The sequence below is a fragment of the Flavihumibacter sp. UBA7668 genome (assembly GCF_002483205.1).
Lineage (GTDB): Bacteria > Bacteroidota > Bacteroidia > Chitinophagales > Chitinophagaceae > Flavihumibacter.
Genome location: NZ_DLHM01000007.1, coordinates 131,939 through 151,923 on the forward strand (window position 1 = coordinate 131,939; position 19,985 = coordinate 151,923).

Annotated in this window: 16 protein-coding genes; 3 read left to right on the forward strand and 13 right to left on the reverse strand. The window is 44.8% G+C overall.

The genetic code is table 11. The annotated features are described in order from the left end of the window. Position 1: 1 nt before the first annotated feature. Positions 2-1,159, forward strand: a complete 1,158-nt coding sequence (locus tag B2746_RS18340) for a TIGR03364 family FAD-dependent oxidoreductase (protein ID WP_290797113.1) — start codon at positions 2-4, stop codon at positions 1,157-1,159. On the opposite strand, the gene B2746_RS18345 is transcribed toward B2746_RS18340, so the two are convergent. The 6 genes from B2746_RS18345 to B2746_RS18370 form a co-directional block, all read right to left on the reverse strand. Continuing rightward, positions 1,152-1,730 carry a phosphonate degradation HD-domain oxygenase gene (locus B2746_RS18345; RefSeq protein ID WP_290797116.1) on the reverse strand — a complete coding sequence of 193 codons (579 nt, stop codon included), beginning with the start codon at positions 1,728-1,730 and terminating at the stop codon, positions 1,152-1,154. The two genes, B2746_RS18340 and B2746_RS18345, sit on opposite strands and share 8 nt — an antisense overlap. A 135-nt stretch (positions 1,731-1,865) precedes the next feature. Next, positions 1,866-3,392: a SusD/RagB family nutrient-binding outer membrane lipoprotein gene (locus B2746_RS18350; protein ID WP_290797119.1), complete on the reverse strand. Its 1,527-nt coding sequence runs from the start codon at positions 3,390-3,392 to the stop codon at positions 1,866-1,868. 25 nt (positions 3,393-3,417) lie between these two features. Continuing rightward, positions 3,418-6,708, reverse strand: coding sequence for a SusC/RagA family TonB-linked outer membrane protein (locus B2746_RS18355; protein ID WP_290797122.1), 3,291 nt, complete (start codon positions 6,706-6,708; stop codon positions 3,418-3,420). A 187-nt stretch (positions 6,709-6,895) separates the two neighbouring features. After that, a complete protein-coding gene (locus B2746_RS18360; RefSeq protein WP_290797125.1) occupies positions 6,896-7,465 on the reverse strand; it encodes a helix-turn-helix domain-containing protein in 570 nt (189 codons plus the stop codon). A gap of 35 nt (positions 7,466-7,500) precedes the next feature. Next, positions 7,501-9,666, reverse strand: a complete 2,166-nt coding sequence (locus tag B2746_RS18365) for a xanthine dehydrogenase family protein molybdopterin-binding subunit (protein WP_290797128.1) — start codon at positions 9,664-9,666, stop codon at positions 7,501-7,503. Between the two features lie 21 nt (positions 9,667-9,687). Continuing rightward, positions 9,688-10,161 (reverse strand): (2Fe-2S)-binding protein, encoded by a 474-nt coding sequence (locus B2746_RS18370; RefSeq protein ID WP_290797131.1) that lies wholly within the window; start codon positions 10,159-10,161, stop codon positions 9,688-9,690. Between the two features lie 133 nt (positions 10,162-10,294). Between B2746_RS18370 and B2746_RS18375 the strand changes: the two genes are divergently transcribed. Together B2746_RS18375 and B2746_RS18380 are read left to right on the forward strand one after the other, a co-directional pair. Continuing rightward, entirely contained in the window at positions 10,295-10,885 is a 591-nt protein-coding gene (locus tag B2746_RS18375; protein ID WP_290797134.1) for a peptidylprolyl isomerase, read from the forward strand. A 9-nt stretch (positions 10,886-10,894) separates the two neighbouring features. Further along, positions 10,895-11,698, forward strand: a complete 804-nt coding sequence (locus B2746_RS18380; RefSeq protein WP_290797137.1) for an ion transporter — start codon at positions 10,895-10,897, stop codon at positions 11,696-11,698. 5 nt (positions 11,699-11,703) lie between these two features. Here B2746_RS18380 and B2746_RS18385 read toward each other — a convergent pair whose 3' ends face one another. The 7 genes from B2746_RS18385 to B2746_RS18415 all read right to left on the reverse strand — a co-directional run bounded on the left by B2746_RS18385 (position 11,704) and on the right by B2746_RS18415 (position 19,962). After that, positions 11,704-12,393 carry an NUDIX hydrolase gene (locus tag B2746_RS18385; protein ID WP_290797139.1) on the reverse strand — a complete coding sequence of 230 codons (690 nt, stop codon included), beginning with the start codon at positions 12,391-12,393 and terminating at the stop codon, positions 11,704-11,706. Positions 12,394-12,407: 14 nt separating this feature from the next. Then, positions 12,408-14,093, reverse strand: a complete 1,686-nt coding sequence (locus B2746_RS18390; RefSeq protein ID WP_290797142.1) for a sodium/sugar symporter — start codon at positions 14,091-14,093, stop codon at positions 12,408-12,410. A gap of 23 nt (positions 14,094-14,116) precedes the next feature. After that, positions 14,117-15,610: an L-arabinose isomerase gene (gene araA, locus B2746_RS18395; RefSeq protein WP_290797144.1), complete on the reverse strand. Its 1,494-nt coding sequence runs from the start codon at positions 15,608-15,610 to the stop codon at positions 14,117-14,119. An 87-nt stretch (positions 15,611-15,697) separates the two neighbouring features. Next, the gene (locus B2746_RS18400; RefSeq protein ID WP_290797147.1) at positions 15,698-16,402 is read right to left on the reverse strand and encodes an L-ribulose-5-phosphate 4-epimerase; all 705 of its coding nucleotides are present in this window, start codon (positions 16,400-16,402) and stop codon (positions 15,698-15,700) included. 24 nt (positions 16,403-16,426) lie between these two features. Next, a complete protein-coding gene (locus tag B2746_RS18405; protein ID WP_290797150.1) occupies positions 16,427-18,070 on the reverse strand; it encodes a ribulokinase in 1,644 nt (547 codons plus the stop codon). A 93-nt stretch (positions 18,071-18,163) separates the two neighbouring features. After that, positions 18,164-18,820 carry an HAD family hydrolase gene (locus tag B2746_RS18410; RefSeq protein WP_290797152.1) on the reverse strand — a complete coding sequence of 219 codons (657 nt, stop codon included), beginning with the start codon at positions 18,818-18,820 and terminating at the stop codon, positions 18,164-18,166. 5 nt (positions 18,821-18,825) lie between these two features. Then, complete coding sequence (locus B2746_RS18415; RefSeq protein ID WP_290797154.1) at positions 18,826-19,962, reverse strand: aldose epimerase family protein; 1,137 nt, start codon at positions 19,960-19,962, stop codon at positions 18,826-18,828. Between the last annotated feature and the right edge of the window lie 23 nt (positions 19,963-19,985).

A 19,985-nucleotide genomic window follows, 5' to 3' on the forward strand; every position in this document is an offset into this window, starting at 1 on the left:
TATGCAAGCAACACAGTATGATCTGATCGTGATAGGTGCCGGTGCGCTGGGAACCTTCCATGCTTACCATGCAGCCAAAAGAGGCTGGAAGGTATTGCTGTTGGAAAAGGACGAAAAACCCTCCGATGCAACGGTTCGGAATTTTGGCATGGTGATTCCATCCGGTATGAGTCAGGGTAAATGGAAAGAACACGGACGGAGAAGCATGGAGATTTATAAATCCATTCAGGCAGAATTTGATATCACTGTGCGATCCTACGGCTCCGTTTATCTGGCGTCCAACCAAACGGAATGCATTCTAACAGAAGAGCTCGCAACGCTAAATGAGCAGGAGGGATATCCCTGTGAGATGTTATCGAAAGAGGATTGTCTGGTAAAGTATCCTGGTTTGCGAGCCTCCTATTGCCAGGGCGGATTATTCTTTCCGGGAGAATTAACCGTGGAACCCAGACGCATGATTCATCACTTAATTGCCTACCTGCGCGAACAATATAAGCTCTCCTATAAACCCAATACGCTGGTTAAAAGTATTGAGTATAAAACTGACCGTTGTTGGGTAGAAACAAGTGGACTCGAAAAATACAGCAGCACGCATGTTATCCTCTGTTCAGGCCGGGAGTTTAAATTATTGTATCCGCATCTCTTTGCCAAAAGTGCTATTGAAGTTTCGAAATTACAAATGCTGCAAACAACGCCGATGCAGGAGTATGTTTTGAATGGTGCGGTATTGGGCGGACTCAGTATCCGCCGTTATGAAAGTTTTCGCGAATGTCCTTCATATGAGCCTTTACAGGCAGGAGAGATAGATACGGTATTTAAAAAATGGGGTATTCATGTTTTATTCAAGCAGGCGCAGGACGGCAGTATAATTATTGGCGATTCACATGAATATGCCGATGTCAACAGTACCGATGCATTAGGGTATGAATACAAACAGGTAATTGAAGATATTATTCTGCAGGAAGCACAGCGGATGTTCCGATTCCCCCACTGGAATATTGCCCGGCAGTGGAATGGATTTTATGCACAATGTAAAGAGAAAGATATCTTTCATCATCAGGCTGATACCAATGTACAAATCATCACAGCCATTGGCGGAAAGGGCATGACGGCAAGTGCATCACTGGCAGAATCAACAATTCAAAAACTGTTTAATTAGCCTGGTTTCTGGCGATGATATAATTGGTCAGTTTTTCCTTCAGGGTATTCATGTCCGGCAGAGGTTTACCTTCAATTTTGGCAGCTTCATCCCAGGTCCGCATCCGGATATACAAATCAAAAAGGGGATCTGATTCAAAGGCTTTGGCCTCTTCTTCTTCCATTCTCCCACCCTGGTATTCCAGTGTTTTTTTACTGGCTTCAGAAAGTTGTTCGTAATAAGAGGGGTATTTCCAGGTCAGGTACCGTTTTGCATTAACATGGGAAGCGATGAGTTTACACATTCTCTCCCCCATGCCTAAACGAAGTAGCCAATCCGCTCCCACTTTTTCATGATCCATTACGCCGTAACCGTCCATGGTTTCAGAAACATCATGCACGGGCAGCAGATGGCCCACATCATGCAGAAAGGCAGCCAGTACCACTTCATCGTCGTAGCCTTCTTCCATGGCAAGCTGGGCGGCCTGTACCATATGTTCCAATTGGGATACTTTTTCACCGGCATATTCTTCTGCACCAAATTGTTCGTACAGAGAAAAAATTTCGTTGGTTAATGTTTGGGGAGCATTCATAACACCAAATTTAATCTGAATAATAAAAACCTGAACGGTAATTAACGCAATTGAGCAACCAAAAAACGCAGAATTGAAATAAAAAAGCAAGGCGACCCGGTGAAGGAATCGCCTTGAGGGGTTGGTTGTTTCTGGTTATTTATTGATCCAGGTAGCGGTATTCTGTGTATCCTCTCCCTGTCTTGCAACCGCTTCGTTCCGGTTGGTAGCGTTCAGCGATTGTTCAGATTGAGGATAGATATAACGGATGGGCACTTTGTTATCGTTCAGGTTAGCCGGACCGGGGATAACTTCCGGCATTCTTGTGCGGCGCCATTCGAACCATCCTTCCAGTCCGTTGAAATAAAGGGATACCCATTTTTGCAGGGCGATTTTTCCCAGTTTTTCTGAAGAGGTGCCAGTATATGCAACACCTGTCTGCGTCAGGTAATTCGCCGGCATGGTTAAATCGATACCATATTGAGAAGGAACTACTGATCTCCAATAGTCGAAATTGGCATTGATACCATTCAGGTAATAGGTTTCTGCAGTACCGGTGCTAATGAGATCTTTCTCACGAGCTTCAGCCAGGAGAAATTGTAATTCAGCGTAAGTCATGAGCAAGGCCTGTGGTGCGTTGGGAACCGGAACGGCCTGACCATTGTCATTACAAACCAGACAGGCAAACGTGTAACCAACACGGCTAACGCCTTGCGGACCGCCATTGTAGTTAAGCGCATCCACATCACCCAAGCCGTTGGGAATGCCTTCAATTCTTGGGGTACCAGCTCCAACGGATGCCTGAGAAGGGCGGCCGAAAATGTTTAACCGCGGATCAGCCAATGCAGTTAGCCTGTCATCGAGTGTTTTACTTACACGGAACTCATCAAATGAACCCACACGGGCGCCATATAATGGCCATTGATTGGGGGCCTGTGCTTCGTACTTAAGTACAGCGTTGTCGGCATTTCCAGTAAAAATTGGATTGTTGGCGGGGTCCCCAATGATTGACTGCATTTCAGCTTTCACATCTTTTTTAGCTGAAATTCTGAGCAGGTATCTCAAGCGTAAAGAATTGGCGAGTTTTCTCCATTTAGCCAAAGATGAAGGACCGCCGCCATACATGATATCGCCGGCAATACTGGTTGTACTAACTGCCAGAATTTCATTAGCAGTTTTCAGATCCGCGAGTATCCCATTGTAAATAGATTCCTGCGTATCATATTTAGGCGTATAAATGGCATCTGTTTTAGCTTTTCCAGCTTCAGAATACGGAATATCGCCATAGGCTTCCGTTGCCTGCGCAAAGATCCAGGATTTGAGGATTAAGGCAACAGCATTGTATGCATTGGTATTATCGGAACCAACTTTGGCAAATATTGCCTGGAGGTTTCGATAGTTTCCGTAGGTCATATTCCAGATACCATTTTGCTCATTCCACAAGTAACGATCTTCATTTACAAACTGAATTTTTGCGTGGTATTGAACAACAATATTACCAATTCCCCATGCCTCATTTACCTGTTGGTTCATGGTGTTACGAATTACACCACCCAACAAAAGATCCGGAGTAACATCGATCGGCACATTTCCACTTGTATTGGCTTCTTCAAAATCTTTCGTACATCCCGTCATGAGTATCCCGGCAAAAAGCAAGGGCATGACTGTATTTAACAACTTCATATAGTAGAGTTAATGGATTAGATAATTATAATTTAAAGCTCAGGTTGATCCCATAGCTGCGGGTAGAAGGAATACTCATATACTCAATTCCGGGAAGCGCTGTTCCGCCGCTGTAACTCATGGTTTCGGGATCCACATGCGGTACATTATCCCAAAGGAAAAGGTTACGACCTACCAGTGTCACGGAAGCATTACGGAAAGGAAGTTTACCCCAAACTTTGTCAGGTATATTAAACCCTAGCTGAAGCTCACGCAATTTGATAAAGCTGGCATCATACATTACACCTTCTGCGATGTTACGTCCGCCAGTCCAGGCAGTATGCCATTCACGAGCAGTAACCTTGGTAGTATTTGGAGAAAAACTTCCATCTGTATTTTGAACCACACCTTCACCAATTACTCCGTTTCCAGGTTTGGATAAATCATACCCGTCTGCACGTCCTTCCAGTGTTTCTGTAATAATTCCACCTTCACGACCAACCACCTGAGTCAAAGAATACAATTCCCCGCCGCTGCGGATATCAAACAGGAAACCCAATCTGAAATTTTTATACGTAAAGCTGTTTCTGAATCCCATTAACCAGTCGGGGTTATAATTACCCATAAAAATTCTGTCGGTTGTACGTAAAGGACGACCGTTTGTCCCAAACACCATTTGTCCTGCGTATTGACCGGATGCATCATAATAGGGAGCGTCCGGATCTTTGCTTTGAACGCGGGCAAATCCGATTCCATATAAATTACCCATTCTTTCTCCCACACGGGCTTCCACGCTTACACCGCGACTTGCCTGAACATAGGTGGTTAATCCATCACTTAACTCTTCTACTTTGCTTCTGTTGGCAGACCAGTTTACATCCACTTCCCAGGTAAGTTTTTCATTTCTCACCGGAACCAGGTTCAACATTGCTTCAAAGCCCCAGTTTTTAATTAACCCTGCATTAATAGCTCTGGACTCAAATCCACTTGTATTGGAAAGCGGAATACTAAGAATCTGGTTAATGGTTCTGCTGTGATAATAGGTCAAATCCAATCCTACCCGGTTATTAAAGAAACGCATATCAGCTCCAAACTCAAGTGCTGAACTGATTTCAGGCTTCAAACTCAGGTTAGCCAGGGCACTGGTTTCACCATAAATCTGCGATGAACCAAAGGGTGTACTTGGATTGTAGGATTGAGTAAATCGTAAGGGATCTGTATCATTACCCACCTGCGCAAAGCTTCCTCTGAGTTTTAAGAAACTGATAAATTCCGGCAACTTGGCAGTTTCACTAATTACAGCACTTAATGCAATGGAATAATAATTATAGGCATTGTCCTCCGTACCAAATTCCTTTAATAATTCAGGAAGGGTTAAGCTGGTACTCCAATCGTTCCGATTGGTAAGATCCAGAAAAAGCCAATCTTTATATCCAACCGATAAGGATCCATAAAGGCTATTAATTCTTTTTTCTCCAAAATAATCATCCGACACCAGGGGGATTCTGCTATTCGTTAATCTGTAAATACCAGGGATATTTAATTGTCCGGCAACATTCTCCAGGATTCTGGAAGATTGTTTCATCTGGTTGCCTCCAAAAGTTCCTGTAAAAGCAAAATCACCATATTTTTTATTGGCAGTAAGGAGGAAGTCGGTGTTACGTTCTTCATTGGTAATATTTACCAGACGATATTGTCCAAATGGAAAGCGTTGCGTACTGAATGCACGTTTATACTCCCTTCTTTCCTGACTCCAGTCAGTGGCTGAACGAACCTGTAAATTCAACCAGTTCGTAAACTCATATTTCAAGCTAACGTTTCCAATAATCCGATCATAGTATTGACCATTGGTATTTTCCATTACTGTCAGGTATGGGTTATCGTGGTAGTTATAGTTCCAACTGAATTGACGTAAGCCATCCGCTCCACGCATATAAAGTCGCTTCATATCTTCCACCCGAACAGAAGCCGGCAACCAGCAATTGAACAGATACATCAGACTTTCTGTTCCATAACTGATAGAAGGACGGTTATCGCTTTCACTCTTAATATAACTAACAAAAGCCCTTGCGCTGAGTTTATCGTTAAAGTTGTATCCTCCTGTGAGAGAAATTGTATTTCGACGAAGGTCTGTATTTGGCACAATGCCGGTTTGATCGAGATTGGTATAACTCAGACGGAAATCTCCGTTTTTATTTCCGCCCACCATTGCGACGTTGTTGGTAATAGCCCGACCGGTTTGAAGAAAGTCTTTAAGATTATCGTTATCAGGCAACCAGGCAGTTGGTGTAATTACCGATCCGGCCGGTGCGTTCAGATCACCTCCCAAAAATTCAGTTGGCTGTCCGTTTAATGTTCTTGGAGAATTATATTGCGGATAGGATTGTCCGCGGAAAGCAGGTCCCCAACCCTCATCCGTACCATCTGTTAGTCCGGCTCCTCCGCCATTAACAAACGCGAAGTCTCCGCCATTTCCATTTCCCTGTCCATATACTTTCTGATATTCTGGTAATTTGAGTGCGGATTCAGCGGTTATATTGCTATTGACCTCAATACCAATCCCTTTCTGTGCACGACCTGATTTTGTTTTAATAAGGATTACACCATTGTTGGCCCTTGATCCATACAATGCTGATGCAGCGGGTCCTTTTAAAACGGACATGGATTCTATATCATCGGGATTAAGAAAAGATGCTCCGTTTCCGAAATCCACTTCCAGGTTGCCTCTGCCGGAACCGCCTGAAATGGCATTGCTTACCGGAACCCCGTCAATAACATACAAAGGTTGATTTGCATTTAAATTAAGCGATCGCTCACCTCTTATAGTAACTCTTGCTGATCCACCAATTCCTGAGTTGCTTCCCACCACTGTAACTCCTGCAACTTTACCTGCGAGTTGGTTAACAATATTACTTTCCCGGGCCACAGTCAGGTCTTCTCCTTTTACTTCCTGAATGGCATATCCGAGTTTCTTTTTCTCTCTACGAATACCCAGTGCGGTTACCACAACTTCATTAAGAGAATTGCTGTTGGTTACGGCATTGATGATAATTTCTCCGGTGCCACTGACGGTCACCTCCTGTGTGGTGATACCAACTCCGCTGATCACCAGCACATCACCCTGTTTGGCGGCAATACGAAATCGTCCGTCTACATCCGTTGCAACACCTTTGGTACTGCCCTTGACCAGAACGGAAATGCTGCTGAGCGGAGTATTATCCTTTTTGGAAAAAACTCTCCCACTGATTTGATCCTGTGCGAGAAGGAAAAGGGGCGAGATCAGGAGCATAAGAAGCCCCATCAGGCCCAAGGCTCGATGAAGAAATGGTTTTCTCATAAACAAGTAGTTAAATTTTTTGAGGACCCAAAACTATTCGCCCAATATGAAGCCTATGTTATTACCATTTTACTAAAATGTAAAGGTTTAGGCTAAATAAACGGCGGTTTAGGTTAACTAAACTTAACAAAAAATTCACATTGTACAAAAACTAAATAAGAGAAAACCGTATATGCTGAACAAGACTTTAAAAGAGGTAAATTACAAGGAGAAGTGCATTAGTTTTTCCTATATTCTTAACCCGGTGTGGATGCCGTCCATCAAAGGCAAGCGAATCCCCTTCCTGCATTTCAAATTTTTCTTTATCCACCTGGTATTCAATTTGCCCCTGAATCAGGAATTTCAGTTCATAGGCTTCCGTGCTTACCATTTGGCGACGGGCAGCTCCAGGTTTCATTTCCAGCAGTTCCATATCAAAAGCAGAACTATTAACTGCCCGGGAAAAAATTCGTTTATAGGAGAACCCCTTTACCGGCTCCCGGCTGACTTCTTTTGCCTCCCCTTTCCGGATCACAAAATATTTCTGGTCCACCATCTTTGCCTGAAGCCCTTCAAAAAAGCCTTTCATGTTTTCGTCCAGGCAATGGACAATACTTAATAAAACCGGCAGGGATGGTACGGTCCGGTTGTTTTCAATCTGGGAAATCAATCCTTTTGTAACACCTGCTTTATTGGCTAACTGCTCAAGGGTAATATTCTTTTCCTGCCTTCTGGCACGGATTCGCTCCCCAATCAGTAAGAGAATCTCTTCTGTCATATGGCAATATTAAGACGGACTCGTTTTCCCTAGTATTAAATCTTGTTAATATCAAAAGGGAGTCGTCTGATTCGTTTTCCTGTTGCTGCAAAGATGGCATTACATAAGGCAGGCGCCAGTGGTGGCAGACCGGGTTCACCCACACCTTTAATTTTTTCACCACCTTCCGCCAGAATATGCACTTCAATCGGTGGCACTTCCGGCATCCGGAGAATCTGGTTATTATGATAGTTGGACTGCACTGTTCTGCCTTTTTCGATCTGGATGCCCCCTTTGATAGCAGCTGTAATGGCCATCACCACCGCGCCTTCCACCTGGGCTTCCACCGTATCCGGATTCACGACGGTTCCCAAATCAATAACTGCATACACTTTCTCAATTTTGATACCCTCTCCCTTTTTCGAAACCTCTACCACATTGCCCCCCAGTCCGGCAAAAAACTCCCACTGTGCAACTCCTCTTCCCCATCCGGCGGGCAGGGGTTTATCCCAATTCGATATTTGTTTCAATTTTTGCAGCAGCCGTTTGGTATCTGATTGCTTCCCATCCAGCATGGATAACCGAAAACTCATCGGATCAACCCCTGCCTTCACCGCCATTTCGTCTATAAATGATTCGTGTGAAAAGGCCAGTGTGGTAGATGTTACCGCCCTCCAGGCCGCCAATGGTACATGCATGTCAGCATGTACATAGAGGTTCTTCATATTCGGAATCTCATAGGCCTGTTCGCTGATACCTTCCGTCATACCGCCATCCGACTTTGTTTTATCATAGTTGGCGTTGGACGATGCGCTTATGGAGGGCGATATCACTTTATGCTGAAAGGCGATCGGTTTATTATTGGCATCCAAAGCACCTTTAAATGCAGAAAATGTCATCGGGCGAAAAGGACCCTGTTGCGTGTCGTCCTCCCGGGTCCAGATCGATTTCACCGGCTTTCCCGCTTTCCTGGCTAACTGCACGGCCTCATGTACATAATCGGGATATAATCTCCGCCCAAATCCACCACCATTAAATTGCACATGCACTTTTATATTTTCCGGTTTCAACCCATATTCTTTGGCAAAACTGTTTTTGATACTGAAGGGCACCTGGGTCGATGTCCAGATTTCCAACTGACCGCCTTCTTTCCAATGGGCCAGACAATTCATTGGTTCAATGGGTGAATGGGATACCATGGGCGTTTCATAAAACGCTTCGAGTTGTATAGGCGCATCGCTCCAGGCATTTTCAAAATCCCCCTTAGCATGATCTACAACCCCATCTTTTTTAGCGAGCTCCCTCAATTGCTGCTCGTAGGCTTTCAATGAGAAATTTTCATTGCCCTGATAATCCCATTTTATTTGCAGTGCCTTTCTTCCCTGAACTGCTGCCCAGTAATTATCTGCCAGCACGGCCACTCCCTCAAACCGGTATTTTCCGATCAGTCGTTCACAGGTTATGACCTGCTGCACTCCTTTTACTTTTTTGGCAGCTGCAGCATCAAAACTCAACAGCTTTCCCCCAAAAACCGGACAACGTTCAATGCTGGAAAACAACATTCCGGGCACCTCTACATCAATGCCGAAAACCGCTTTGCCGTTGGATTTTAGCGGAACATCCGGGCGCTTCACCGCTTTTCCCAGTAACTTGAATTGAGCAGGATCTTTTAATTTGGGATCCTTCGGAACCTCCAGTTTACCTGCTGCCTCCGCCAATTCCTGATAAGTTGCAGAACGATTACTTGCTTTATGATGAACTTTCCCGTTTTCTGTTGAACATTCCGCAACTGGAACAGCCCAAGTCTGACTGGCTGCCGTTACCAGCATCTCCCTGGCTGCAGCACCTACTTTTCGATATTTTGTATAACTGGTTCGAATGGAAGCAGATCCACCTGCAAACTGATCCGCTCCCAATTCTTTTTCACCTCCCGACTGGCGAATAGTGATCTGATCAAGGGTCAGATCCAGTTCCTCGGCTATGAGCGATGGAATCGATTGAAAAGTGCCCTGCCCGATTTCTGGTTTGGTATTATAAATGGTAATTGCACCTTGCGGATCAATCAATACAAAAGGCGTTACACCAATAGGATTGGCCAGATTACTCAGGTTCACCAATTGGTTTACTACCTTGCCTTCAGCACCACCCAATCCAATAATAAAACCTGCACCGGTAAGTGATGACAATTGCAAAAACCGCCGACGGGAGACTGTCGTACGCATGGGAATTAGTTTATGTATGTATTAGAATGGTTTGGACTTCATCAGCTCGGCTGCCCGATGTACCGCCTTTCTGATCCGGGGATAGGTGCCGCATCTGCAGAGATTTCCCTGTAAAGCTGAATCAATCTGCTCGTCTGTGGGGTCGGGGTTCTTTTTCAGCAAGGCTACGGTTGTCATGATCTGGCCAGACTGGCAATAGCCGCATTGTGGTACCTGTAACTCAATCCAGGCCTGCTGCACCGGGTGTTCCACATTCTCCGACAGCCCTTCAATGGTGGAGATTTTTTTATTGGCAGCCACACTCACCTGCGTTGAGCAACTGCGGATAGGGTTGCCATCCATTAATACTGTACAAGCCCCGCACTGTGCCATGCCGCACCCAAACTTGGTTCCCTTCAAGCCCACAAAATCACGGATTGCCCATAGGAGTGGCATTTGAGGGTCCACATCAATCTTAAATTGCTTATTATTAACGGTAAGGGTTATGGCAGCCATAAATTTCTATTTGTAAAGCCTAATTTACCACTATTTTCCGATCTCCACTCACCCGCCGGGTGCCACCGGTCGGGTGCCACCCGGCGGGTGAGAGAAATGATGCACCTTTGGGGAGAGGAGCATAATGAATCGTATGATGAAACAGATTTTAACCCTGATGGTGCTTGGAATGATGACGGCCTGCAATGAGGGCGGCAAAAACGGAAACAATATTGAAGTTGAAATCAAAACGGTGGAGGGTACAATCATCGCTGAGCTATACCCGGATAAAGCACCGGAATCGGTGAAGGCATTTCTGGCTATTGCAGATAAGGGACTTTATAAACGCACGCATTTTTATCGGATCCTTAGCGGTGATAATCAACCCTCCAATGCACCCAAGGCTGAACTGATACAAGGCGGACTCTGGAGCCGGACTAAAGCAAGGCCCGATCTGCCCAGAATCCCGCATGAAACCACCCAACAAACGGGTCTCACCCATGCTGAAGGCACCCTTTCACTCGCCCGTGAAGAACCCGGAAGCGCCAGCTCCGAATTTTTCATCACCCTCAGTGATTTACCCGGATTCGATTTCGGTGGTGAAAACAATGCAGACGGACAGGGTTATGCCGCCTTCGGGAAAGTGACCAGGGGTATGGATATTGTTCGCAAAATTTACCGAAAACCAGAAACCGATCAATATTTTGATCCTCCCGTTATGATTGTCGATATTCAACGCCGATAAGACTAACCCATGAGTTGGAAAACCCGATTATTTGAAATCATATTCGAAGCGGAAACCAAAGCCGGGCGAAGATTCGACCTGGCTTTACTGATCCTGATTATAATCAGTCTGGCTGTTGTTATGCTGGAAAGCATGCCCACAGTTGCAGCACAATACGGCCAGGAATTAATTATATCCGAATGGATAATAACCGGACTCTTCACCATTGAATATATGCTACGGTTACTGGTGGTAAAAAAACCTGCGCGTTATGCCCGAAGTTTCTATGGGATCGTTGATCTCCTATCTATTCTCCCAACGTATTTAAGCCTTCTATTCCCCGCCTCCCATTTCTTATTATCTATTCGTGCCCTGCGGCTAATGCGCGTATTTCGCATACTCAAGCTGACCCATTTTGTTTCAGAAGGAACCGGCATCGTGTTGGCAATGAAAGCCAGTGCCCGCAGAATTGGCATCTTTCTCAGCTTTGTGCTGTTACTTAGCACAATCCTGGGCACTATCATTTATGTTGTCGAGAATACAGCCAATCCGGATTTCAGCAGTATCCCTCAAAGTATTTACTGGGCAATAGTAACCATTACAACGGTAGGTTACGGGGATATTTCCCCCGTGACAGCAATCGGTAAAATGGTTGCCTCCGTGGTGATGCTCCTTGGTTACGCCATCATCGCCGTACCTACCGGAATCGTTACCGTTGAACTTTCCAAACAATTCGGACGGAAAGATAAACTAACAGAATCCTGTCCGGCCTGTGGGCACGAAGGCCATGATCCGGATGCAAAATTTTGCAAATTCTGCGGACACGCTTTATAGCTAACCTAAATCAGTTGGATACCTTCACTCTCTAATTGTTTGTATTTCTTCTTATCAAACACATAATAGAAGGCGCCTTTTTTTGAAGAAGCTTTTTCTTTTTCATCCAGCCGCTGCAAAATTCCAAGTGATAAAATCTTTCGTGTAAAATTGCGCTTGTCAAAACTTCTTTCAAAAATCGCTTCATACAATGCCTGCAATTGTTGCAGGGTAAATTTGTGTGGCAATAATTCAAATCCGATCGGATGATTGGAAACCTTTTGCTGTAATCGCTCTTTGGCCAGTTTGATCATTCTTTTATGATCAAAAACCAGGGGTGGCAGTTTTTTCAAATCAAACCATTTGGCCTGGTGAGATTCCAGCTTTTCACTGTCTGATTCATCTATCTTGATGAGGGCAAAATAGGCAATGGAAACCACCCGTCCGCCCGGATCACGATCCACATCTCCGAAACAATGCAATTGTTCCATATAGATTTTATCCAGACCGGTCAGGTTTAACAAAATCCGGGCGGCTGCATCGTTTACACTTTCCTGTTGCTCAGCAAATCCGCCCATCAAAGACCACTTCCCGGCTTCCGGTTCAAGTCCGCGTTTGATCAGCAGCGCCTTCAATCCGGATCCATCAAATCCAAAGATGATGCAGTCTACTGCCAGAAGAAACCGATCGTATTGTTTGTATTCTATTCTTGCCATAACTGGTTGCAAATTTACCAGAATTTAATGTACAGAGCCATCAAAATCAGCAGCGTGATTACAATTTGTACCACTGTGGCAGGTTTAACACTGAACATTCCTTTTTCATGAATAAAGGCTTTGGGGTTGATTTTCGGTCCGGCCAAACTCATCGCTACCATAACAGCAACAGTGAAAAAGAATGCCAGTCCCATACAGATCAGGAAGGGAATTTCGTATCCGCCTTTACCATTTGGATAGGCTGTATAAAGCAGGGTTTCATTTCCAAAAATTGCGGGAGCAGCTTCGTTGAAAAATACAGAAAGGATAAAGCCTACCAGTATCCCTGCGATGGCTGCCGCACCGGTAGTTCTTTTCCAGAACATACCGAGGGTGAATACAGCGAAAACACCCGGACTGATAAACCCTGTATATTTCTGAATAAAGGTAAACCCGCCTTCGCCACCGATGCCCAATAGGTCTTCCCAGGTGAAAATCAGTGCCACCAGCATGGAAAGTACTACCGTTAGTCTTCCGGTCCAAACCATTTTGGTTTCGTCTGCGTCCTTCCTGATGTATTTTTTATAAATATCGAGTGTGAAAATAGTGGAGATACTATTTGCTTTCCCCGCCAATGACGCCACAATTGCAGCAGTCAAAGCCGCCACGGATAAGCCTTTCAGGCCGGATGGCAGAAAACTCAAAATTGCCGAATAGGCGCCGTCCATACCCCCTACCAATTCGGGGAGATGGCCGTTTTTATACAAAACATACGCAGCAATACCAGGTAACATTACAATGATTGGCATCATCAGTTTCAGAAATCCTGCAAACAGAATTCCGGTGCGGGCGGTATGCAAATCCGCTCCCAGCGCACGTTGTGTGATATACTGATTACATCCCCAATAATTCAGGTTGACAATCCACTGACCCGCTGCATACATTAATATGCCTGGCAGAATGAGGTATTTATCAATATACTCCTGGGGCGATTCACTGGTTGGCTTATCGAGAATCATATGAAAATGATCTGGCGCATCTTTCATCAGCACCTTAAATCCGGCTATAGCATCGGTGCCTAATCCAAACCGTTCACTCACAATGGTGAGTGCCATATACGTTGTTGCCAAGCCGCCAACTATCAGAACAGCAACCTGAATCACATCGGTATAACCGATTACTTTCATTCCACCCAAAGTAATGATGATGGCCGCCATAGCAAGTCCTATCATGATAACATGGAGGTATTGTCCACCCAGCAATCCATCAATAGCAATGGCGCCCAGGTATAAAATGGAGGTCAGGTTTACAAATACATACAGGAATAACCAGAATACTGCCATAATCAATGCCACTGTTTCATTGTAGCGCATGGTCAGAAACTGGGGCATCGTATAGATCTTGTTCTTCAGGTAAATCGGAATAAACCAAACAGCGATGATGATCAGGCCAAGAGCTGCAATCCATTCATAAGCTGCTACAGCAATACCAACGAAAAAACCATTGCCGCTCATGCCGATAAACTGTTCGGCTGAAATATTGGAAGCAATAAGAGATGCTCCGATAGCCCACCAGGTCAGCGATCCTTCCGCCAGGAAGAAATCCTTGGTATCTGTTACTGCTTTTTTCTTTTTGTTGTAAATCCAGAATCCATAGGTTCCTACGATAACGATATAGGCGAGGAATACCAGGATATCCGCCGTTGAAAGTGAATTATTCATGACAAGCTGCTCGTTCGGTTTGGTTAAGAATTGATTTGGTAATATACATCACTCCAGCGCAAATCATTCTTGAATTGGTAGAGATTTGTTTTTTTCCCAATCAGTACAAATTCAATTTCGGCCATATCGGCAAAATCTTCCAGTTGTTCGGATGTCAGGTTTTGACTGTAACAGGTATGATGTGCTCCTCCTGCCAGGATCCAGGCTGTGCAACCGGTTTGCATATCGGGATAGGGTTTCCATAATACCCGGGCAACAGGAAGTTTAGGAAGATCGTGAACCGGAGTTACCGCCTCTACTTCATTTACCAGCAGACGGAAACGATTTCCCAGATCCACAATGGATGCATTCAGAGCGGAACCTCCGTCAACGTTGAACACGAGGCGAACCGGATCTGCTTTTCCACCAATTCCCAGCGGATGTACTTCACAACTCGGTTGTCCATGAGTGATAGACGGACAAATCTCCAGCATATGCGCGCCTAAAACCATCTGGTTTGCCGGATCAAAATGATAGGTATAATCTTCCATAAAGGAATTACCTCCTTTTAAACCATGTCCCATTACTTTCATTGCCCGAACCAGCGCAGCAGTTTTCCAATCTCCTTCTCCACCAAATCCGTACCCGTCGGCCATGAGTCGCTGTGTAGCAATACCTGGCAATTGGGCCATTCCGTGTAAGTCTTCAAATGTATCCGTGAATCCTTTAAATCCACCCTGTACAAGGAATTGCCGCATCCCTAATTCAATTCTTGCCGCTTCGGTTAAGGATGCCCGCTGCGCGCCGTCTTTAGCCAAAAGTGCCGACAGCTTGTAGGTATCTTCATATTCTTTGCACAGGGTTTCCACTTCTGAATCGGTGATTTCATTGATAACTTTTACCAGATCCCCCACACCATGGGTATTGACGGAGTACCCAAATTTCAGTTGCGCTTCCACCTTATCTCCCTCTGTTACGGCTACTTCCCGCATATTGTCTCCGAAACGAACGAAGCGGGCTCCCTGCCAGTCAGCCCATCCTGCAGCAGCTCTTGTCCAATGATTGATTTGTTGCTGTACGGAAGAATCTGCCCAATATCCGGTTACCACTTTTCGACGCATCCGCATCCTGCTCATCATAAAACCGAATTCACGATCACCATGCGCGCTTTGATTCAGGTTCATGAAATCCATATCTATTTTCGACCAGGGGATATCCCGGTTGAATTGTGTATGCAGATGCAATAATGGTTTTTGTAAAATTTTTAATCCGCCGATCCACATTTTTGCCGGCGAAAAAGTATGCATCCAGGCAATCACACCAATACAGTTACGGGAGGTATTCACTTCCTGACAGATGGAATAAATTTCATCGGGCGATTTCAGCACCGGCTTATAGACTACCTGAACTGGTATATTCCCCGAGGCATTTAATGCCTGCACAATTGCCTGTGAATGTTCCGCGACTTCGAGCAGTGTTTGCTCTCCGTACAAATGCTGACTACCTGTGAGAAACCAAACTTCGAAAGAAGAAAACATGATAGATAAGTTAAAAGTTAGAAGTAAAAAGTCAAAAGTTCAAACAACCTGATATATGCAACAGTCAATGGAAAATCAACAAAAAAATCAACAGCCTTCCTGCCCGTAATAGGCATCGGAGCCGTGCTTTCGCTGCCAGTGTTTTTGGATAAGGGATGGTTTTAACCGGGGTGCGGATGGATTGATCTGTTCAGTTAGCACCGCCATTTTAGCAATGGCTTCCAATACAGCACTATTATAAACAGCTTTCGCTGCAGTTTTGCCCCAGGTAAATGGAGCATGGTTTCCAACCAGCATCATTTCCACTTCCCGATAATCCAGCTTTTTGGCAGCAAAACAATCCATGATCTGAAAACCTGTCTGGTATTCATAATTACCTTCTATTCTTGCATCTTCCATAGGAGGTGCACAGGGTATATCCACCGTGTTATGGTCTGCGTGTGTAGTTCCAAAGATGGGTATATCACGAACTGCCTGTGCCCATGCTGTTGCATAGGTAGAATGCGTATGTACAATACCCCCAATTTCTGTCCAGTGTTTATATAAAACAGCATGTGTTTGTGTATCAGAAGAGGGGCGCAATCCACCATCAACAAGGTTACCATCAAAATCAACAATCACCATGGAAGAAGGTGTCAATTCTTCATATGGCACACCACTTGGTTTAATCGCAAAAATACCTTGTCCCCGGTCGGCCGCACTTACATTTCCAAATGTAAACAGCACCAGCCCCAGCTTCGGTAACTGCATGTTGGCTTCATAAGCCTGCTCCCTAATCTCTTTATATTTCATACAATATCTTTCACCTTTCACTTCTCACATTCTCCTGTATCTCTCATACCGCCTTGCATAGTACTCCGCCTTTGATTTATCCGGTTGATATTCCGCATCAAATCCCTGTCCCATTTTTTGCATGGCTATTTCCACATTGGGATAAATCCCTGCCACTGTTGCAGCAAACATAGCCGCACCGGCTGCACAGGTTTGATCACTTCGATGAATCCGAATCGGCATCTGCATCACATCTGCCATTACCTGCATGATATAGGGTGATTTTTTGGCAACCCCACCCAACCCGATCAGGCCCTTTACAGGAACTCCTTCCTGTTCAAACCGTTCTACAATGGCTTTTGCCCCAAAACAGGTGGCTTCCACCAGGGCTTTCAGGATTCTGGGGGCATCCGTTCCAAGATGAAGTCCGGTTATGGTTGCTTTTAAGCGCTGGTCTGCATCCGGGGTTCTTCTTCCATTGAGCCAGTCTACTGCCAGTTCATCGGAATCATGTAAGGGTAAAGCTGCCGCCGCAACAGTGATTTCCCGAATAAACCGATCATTCAACTCCTGCTCCAACTGCGATGCCAATTGCACATCAATCAAAGCAGAATTCCTCAATAATTGCCCAACAGGTTGTGTTATTAATTTTCGAAACCAGGCGTATACATCCCCAAATGCCGACTGCCCTGCTTCTAATCCCATTAATCCAGGTATAATGGATCCGGGGACCTGCCCGCATATTCCACGAACCAGGGTATCCTTTATTTCTTCCATTGGTGCTACCAGCATGTCACAGGTGGAAGTACCCATCACTTTTGATAAATGATAGGGTTCAATTTGTCCGCCTACTGCTCCCATATGTGCATCAAAAGCACCAATTCCAATTTTGACATCTGTTGATAAGCCCAGTCGCGCTGCCCATTTCTCACTCAATTGTCCGGCTTCCTGATCCGCTGTATAAGTTTCTTTAAATAATCGGGCGACTGCCCCATCCAGCAATGGATCGAGTGTTGAAAAAAAATCATTTGGAGGTAACCCACCCCATTCGGCTGACCAAAGCGCCTTATGTCCGGCTGAACAAACGCCTCTGCGCATTTTCATTACATCCGTTCCGCCGGTTAACAAAAATGGAATCCAGTCGCAGTGCTCTACCCACGAATAGCAGGCCGCCCGAACTGCTGGATCTGAACGCAGCATATGCAACCACTTCGCCCAAAACCATTCAGACGAATAAATACCTCCTACAAACTTTAAATAATTGATATCGAAACTGGTTGCATGCCGATTGATTTCCTCCGCTTCCGACACGGCTGTATGATCTTTCCACAATACAAACATGGCATTCGGGTTCTGTTCAAATTCAGGCAGGAGGGCCAGCGGTAAACCTGCTTCATTTACAGCAACCGGAGTAGAACCTGTTGTATCTATTGAAATTGCTTTTACCAGAGCAGCACTGCCGGCACCGGCTTTTTGAATACATTCCCGAATGGTAAATTCCAAGCCTTCTATATAATCCAGGGGATGCTGGCGAAACCGGCTGATGGCTGCATCGCAATACAGTCCATCTTTCCAGCGGGGATAATAAAAAACCGAAGAAACAAGTTCTTCTCCATTGGCTGTATCCACCAATACCGATCGCACCGAATCGGTTCCATAATCTACCCCAATCACGAATGATTTCGACATAGTCTCTTTTTATGACAAGCTTATTGGCACAATATACAATTTAAATTGTTTTAAGTGTACGATCTACATTTATTTTTTTAGAGTGGCTACTACCTATAATAATACTGTATAATCCTTCATAAAACCTATGGCATTTGGGTAGGAAACAAAGTCCTGTTTTTCATGCAGGGTGGTTAAAACAATGCAGTCCATTCCGGCCCTCCATGCGGCCTCCACTCCTTTTGGCGCATCTTCGAAAACCAGACAGCGCGCAGGATTCACACCCAGGGCGAACGCACACTTTAGATAAGTATCCGGATCCGGTTTACTTATTTCGACATCATCTGCACTTATGATTGCATCGAAAACAGCGTGTAATTCAAGGTTATCCAGCACAAAATTTATATTAAACATATTGGCGGCAGATCCAATAGCCATTGGGATACGGGCATTTTTTGCCATCGTAAGCACCTCACCGAGCCCATCAATCAGACGAAGTTGAGGAAGGAAGGCCGCCTGGTAGCGGCGCTCCTTCTCCATTGAGTATTTCAACATTTCTTCTTTTGTAAATCGATCGGGGCCAAAAACCCTTACCAGGAGTTCTTCATTCTTACCATACATCTGTGCCTTCACTTCTTCATAACTGAGTCCTGCCCCCAGCACATTGTTCAGCATATCTGACCAGGCTACGACATGATATTGCATATCATCAATCATGGTCCCATTCAGATCAAATAAAAACGCTTCATACGAAAGAAGTTTCTGCGGCATGAATTCTATTTAATAAATCCGGTCTTGTAGATAGTTTCGGTTCTATATTTTTTCCCTGGCTCCAGAATGGTGGAGGGAAACTCCTTCTTATTAGGTGAATCAGGAAAATGCTGTGTTTCCAAACAAAGCGCTGTACGTAACTGAACAGGCGTTCCGCTATGATTGATGAATTTTCCGTCCAGAAAATTTCCGCTATAAAACTGAATGCCTGGTTCTGTTGTCCATACTTCTAAAAATCTACCGCTGGTAGATTCAGATAGGGTTGCCACTTTCTGCAGTGATCCGGTTACATTATTGATAACATAATTGTGATCATACCCCCCTTCTACCGAATCTATTCTGCTGCCAATGGCAGTTGGATTCCGGAAATCGAAAAGAGTTCCTGCAACAGCGCGGATTTCACCTGTTGGTATCAGCCCCTTATCAACGGGCGTATAAGCATCTGCGTTAAGCTGTAACTGATGCTCCAGAATGGTTTGCTTTGTATCTCCGGTGAGGTTGAAATAACTGTGATTCGTTAGATTAACCGGCGTTGGTTGATCTGTGGTTGCTTCATATTGAATCTTTAATCCATCTTCATCCGTAAGACTATAGGTTACTGTAACCTGAAGATTGCCAGGGTATCCTTCTTCACCGTCTTTACTCAGGTAAGATAATTGAAGAACGGGAATACTGTCTGTTATTGGTGCAGCTGTCCAGATTACCTTATCAAATCCAACCACACCTCCATGCAGATGATTGACGCCATTATTGGTTGCCAATGTATAATTCTTATCGCCGATACTGAATTTTCCCGCCCCAATCCGGTTGCCATACCTTCCAATCAATGCACCAAAATAAGGAGGTGATTGCAGGTAGGGACCAATACTATCAAATCCAACTACGATACTGGCAATTGAATCATTTTTGTCTTTGGTTAAAAAGGAAGTAACGATACCTCCATAATTGGTAATGGTAACAACCGTTCCATTCGCATTTCGCAGCGTATAAAGATCAACCGGCTGACCATTGGCCTCACCCCATGCTTTTTTAGTTATGCCTGCAGAAGCCTGAGTGGTTTCAGCTTCTTTAGTATCATTATTACAGGCGGCTCCGCCAATGGCAAGAACCCCCGCTGCAGCAAATAATTTCATCCATTTCATATGACTCGTTCTAAATTTTAACT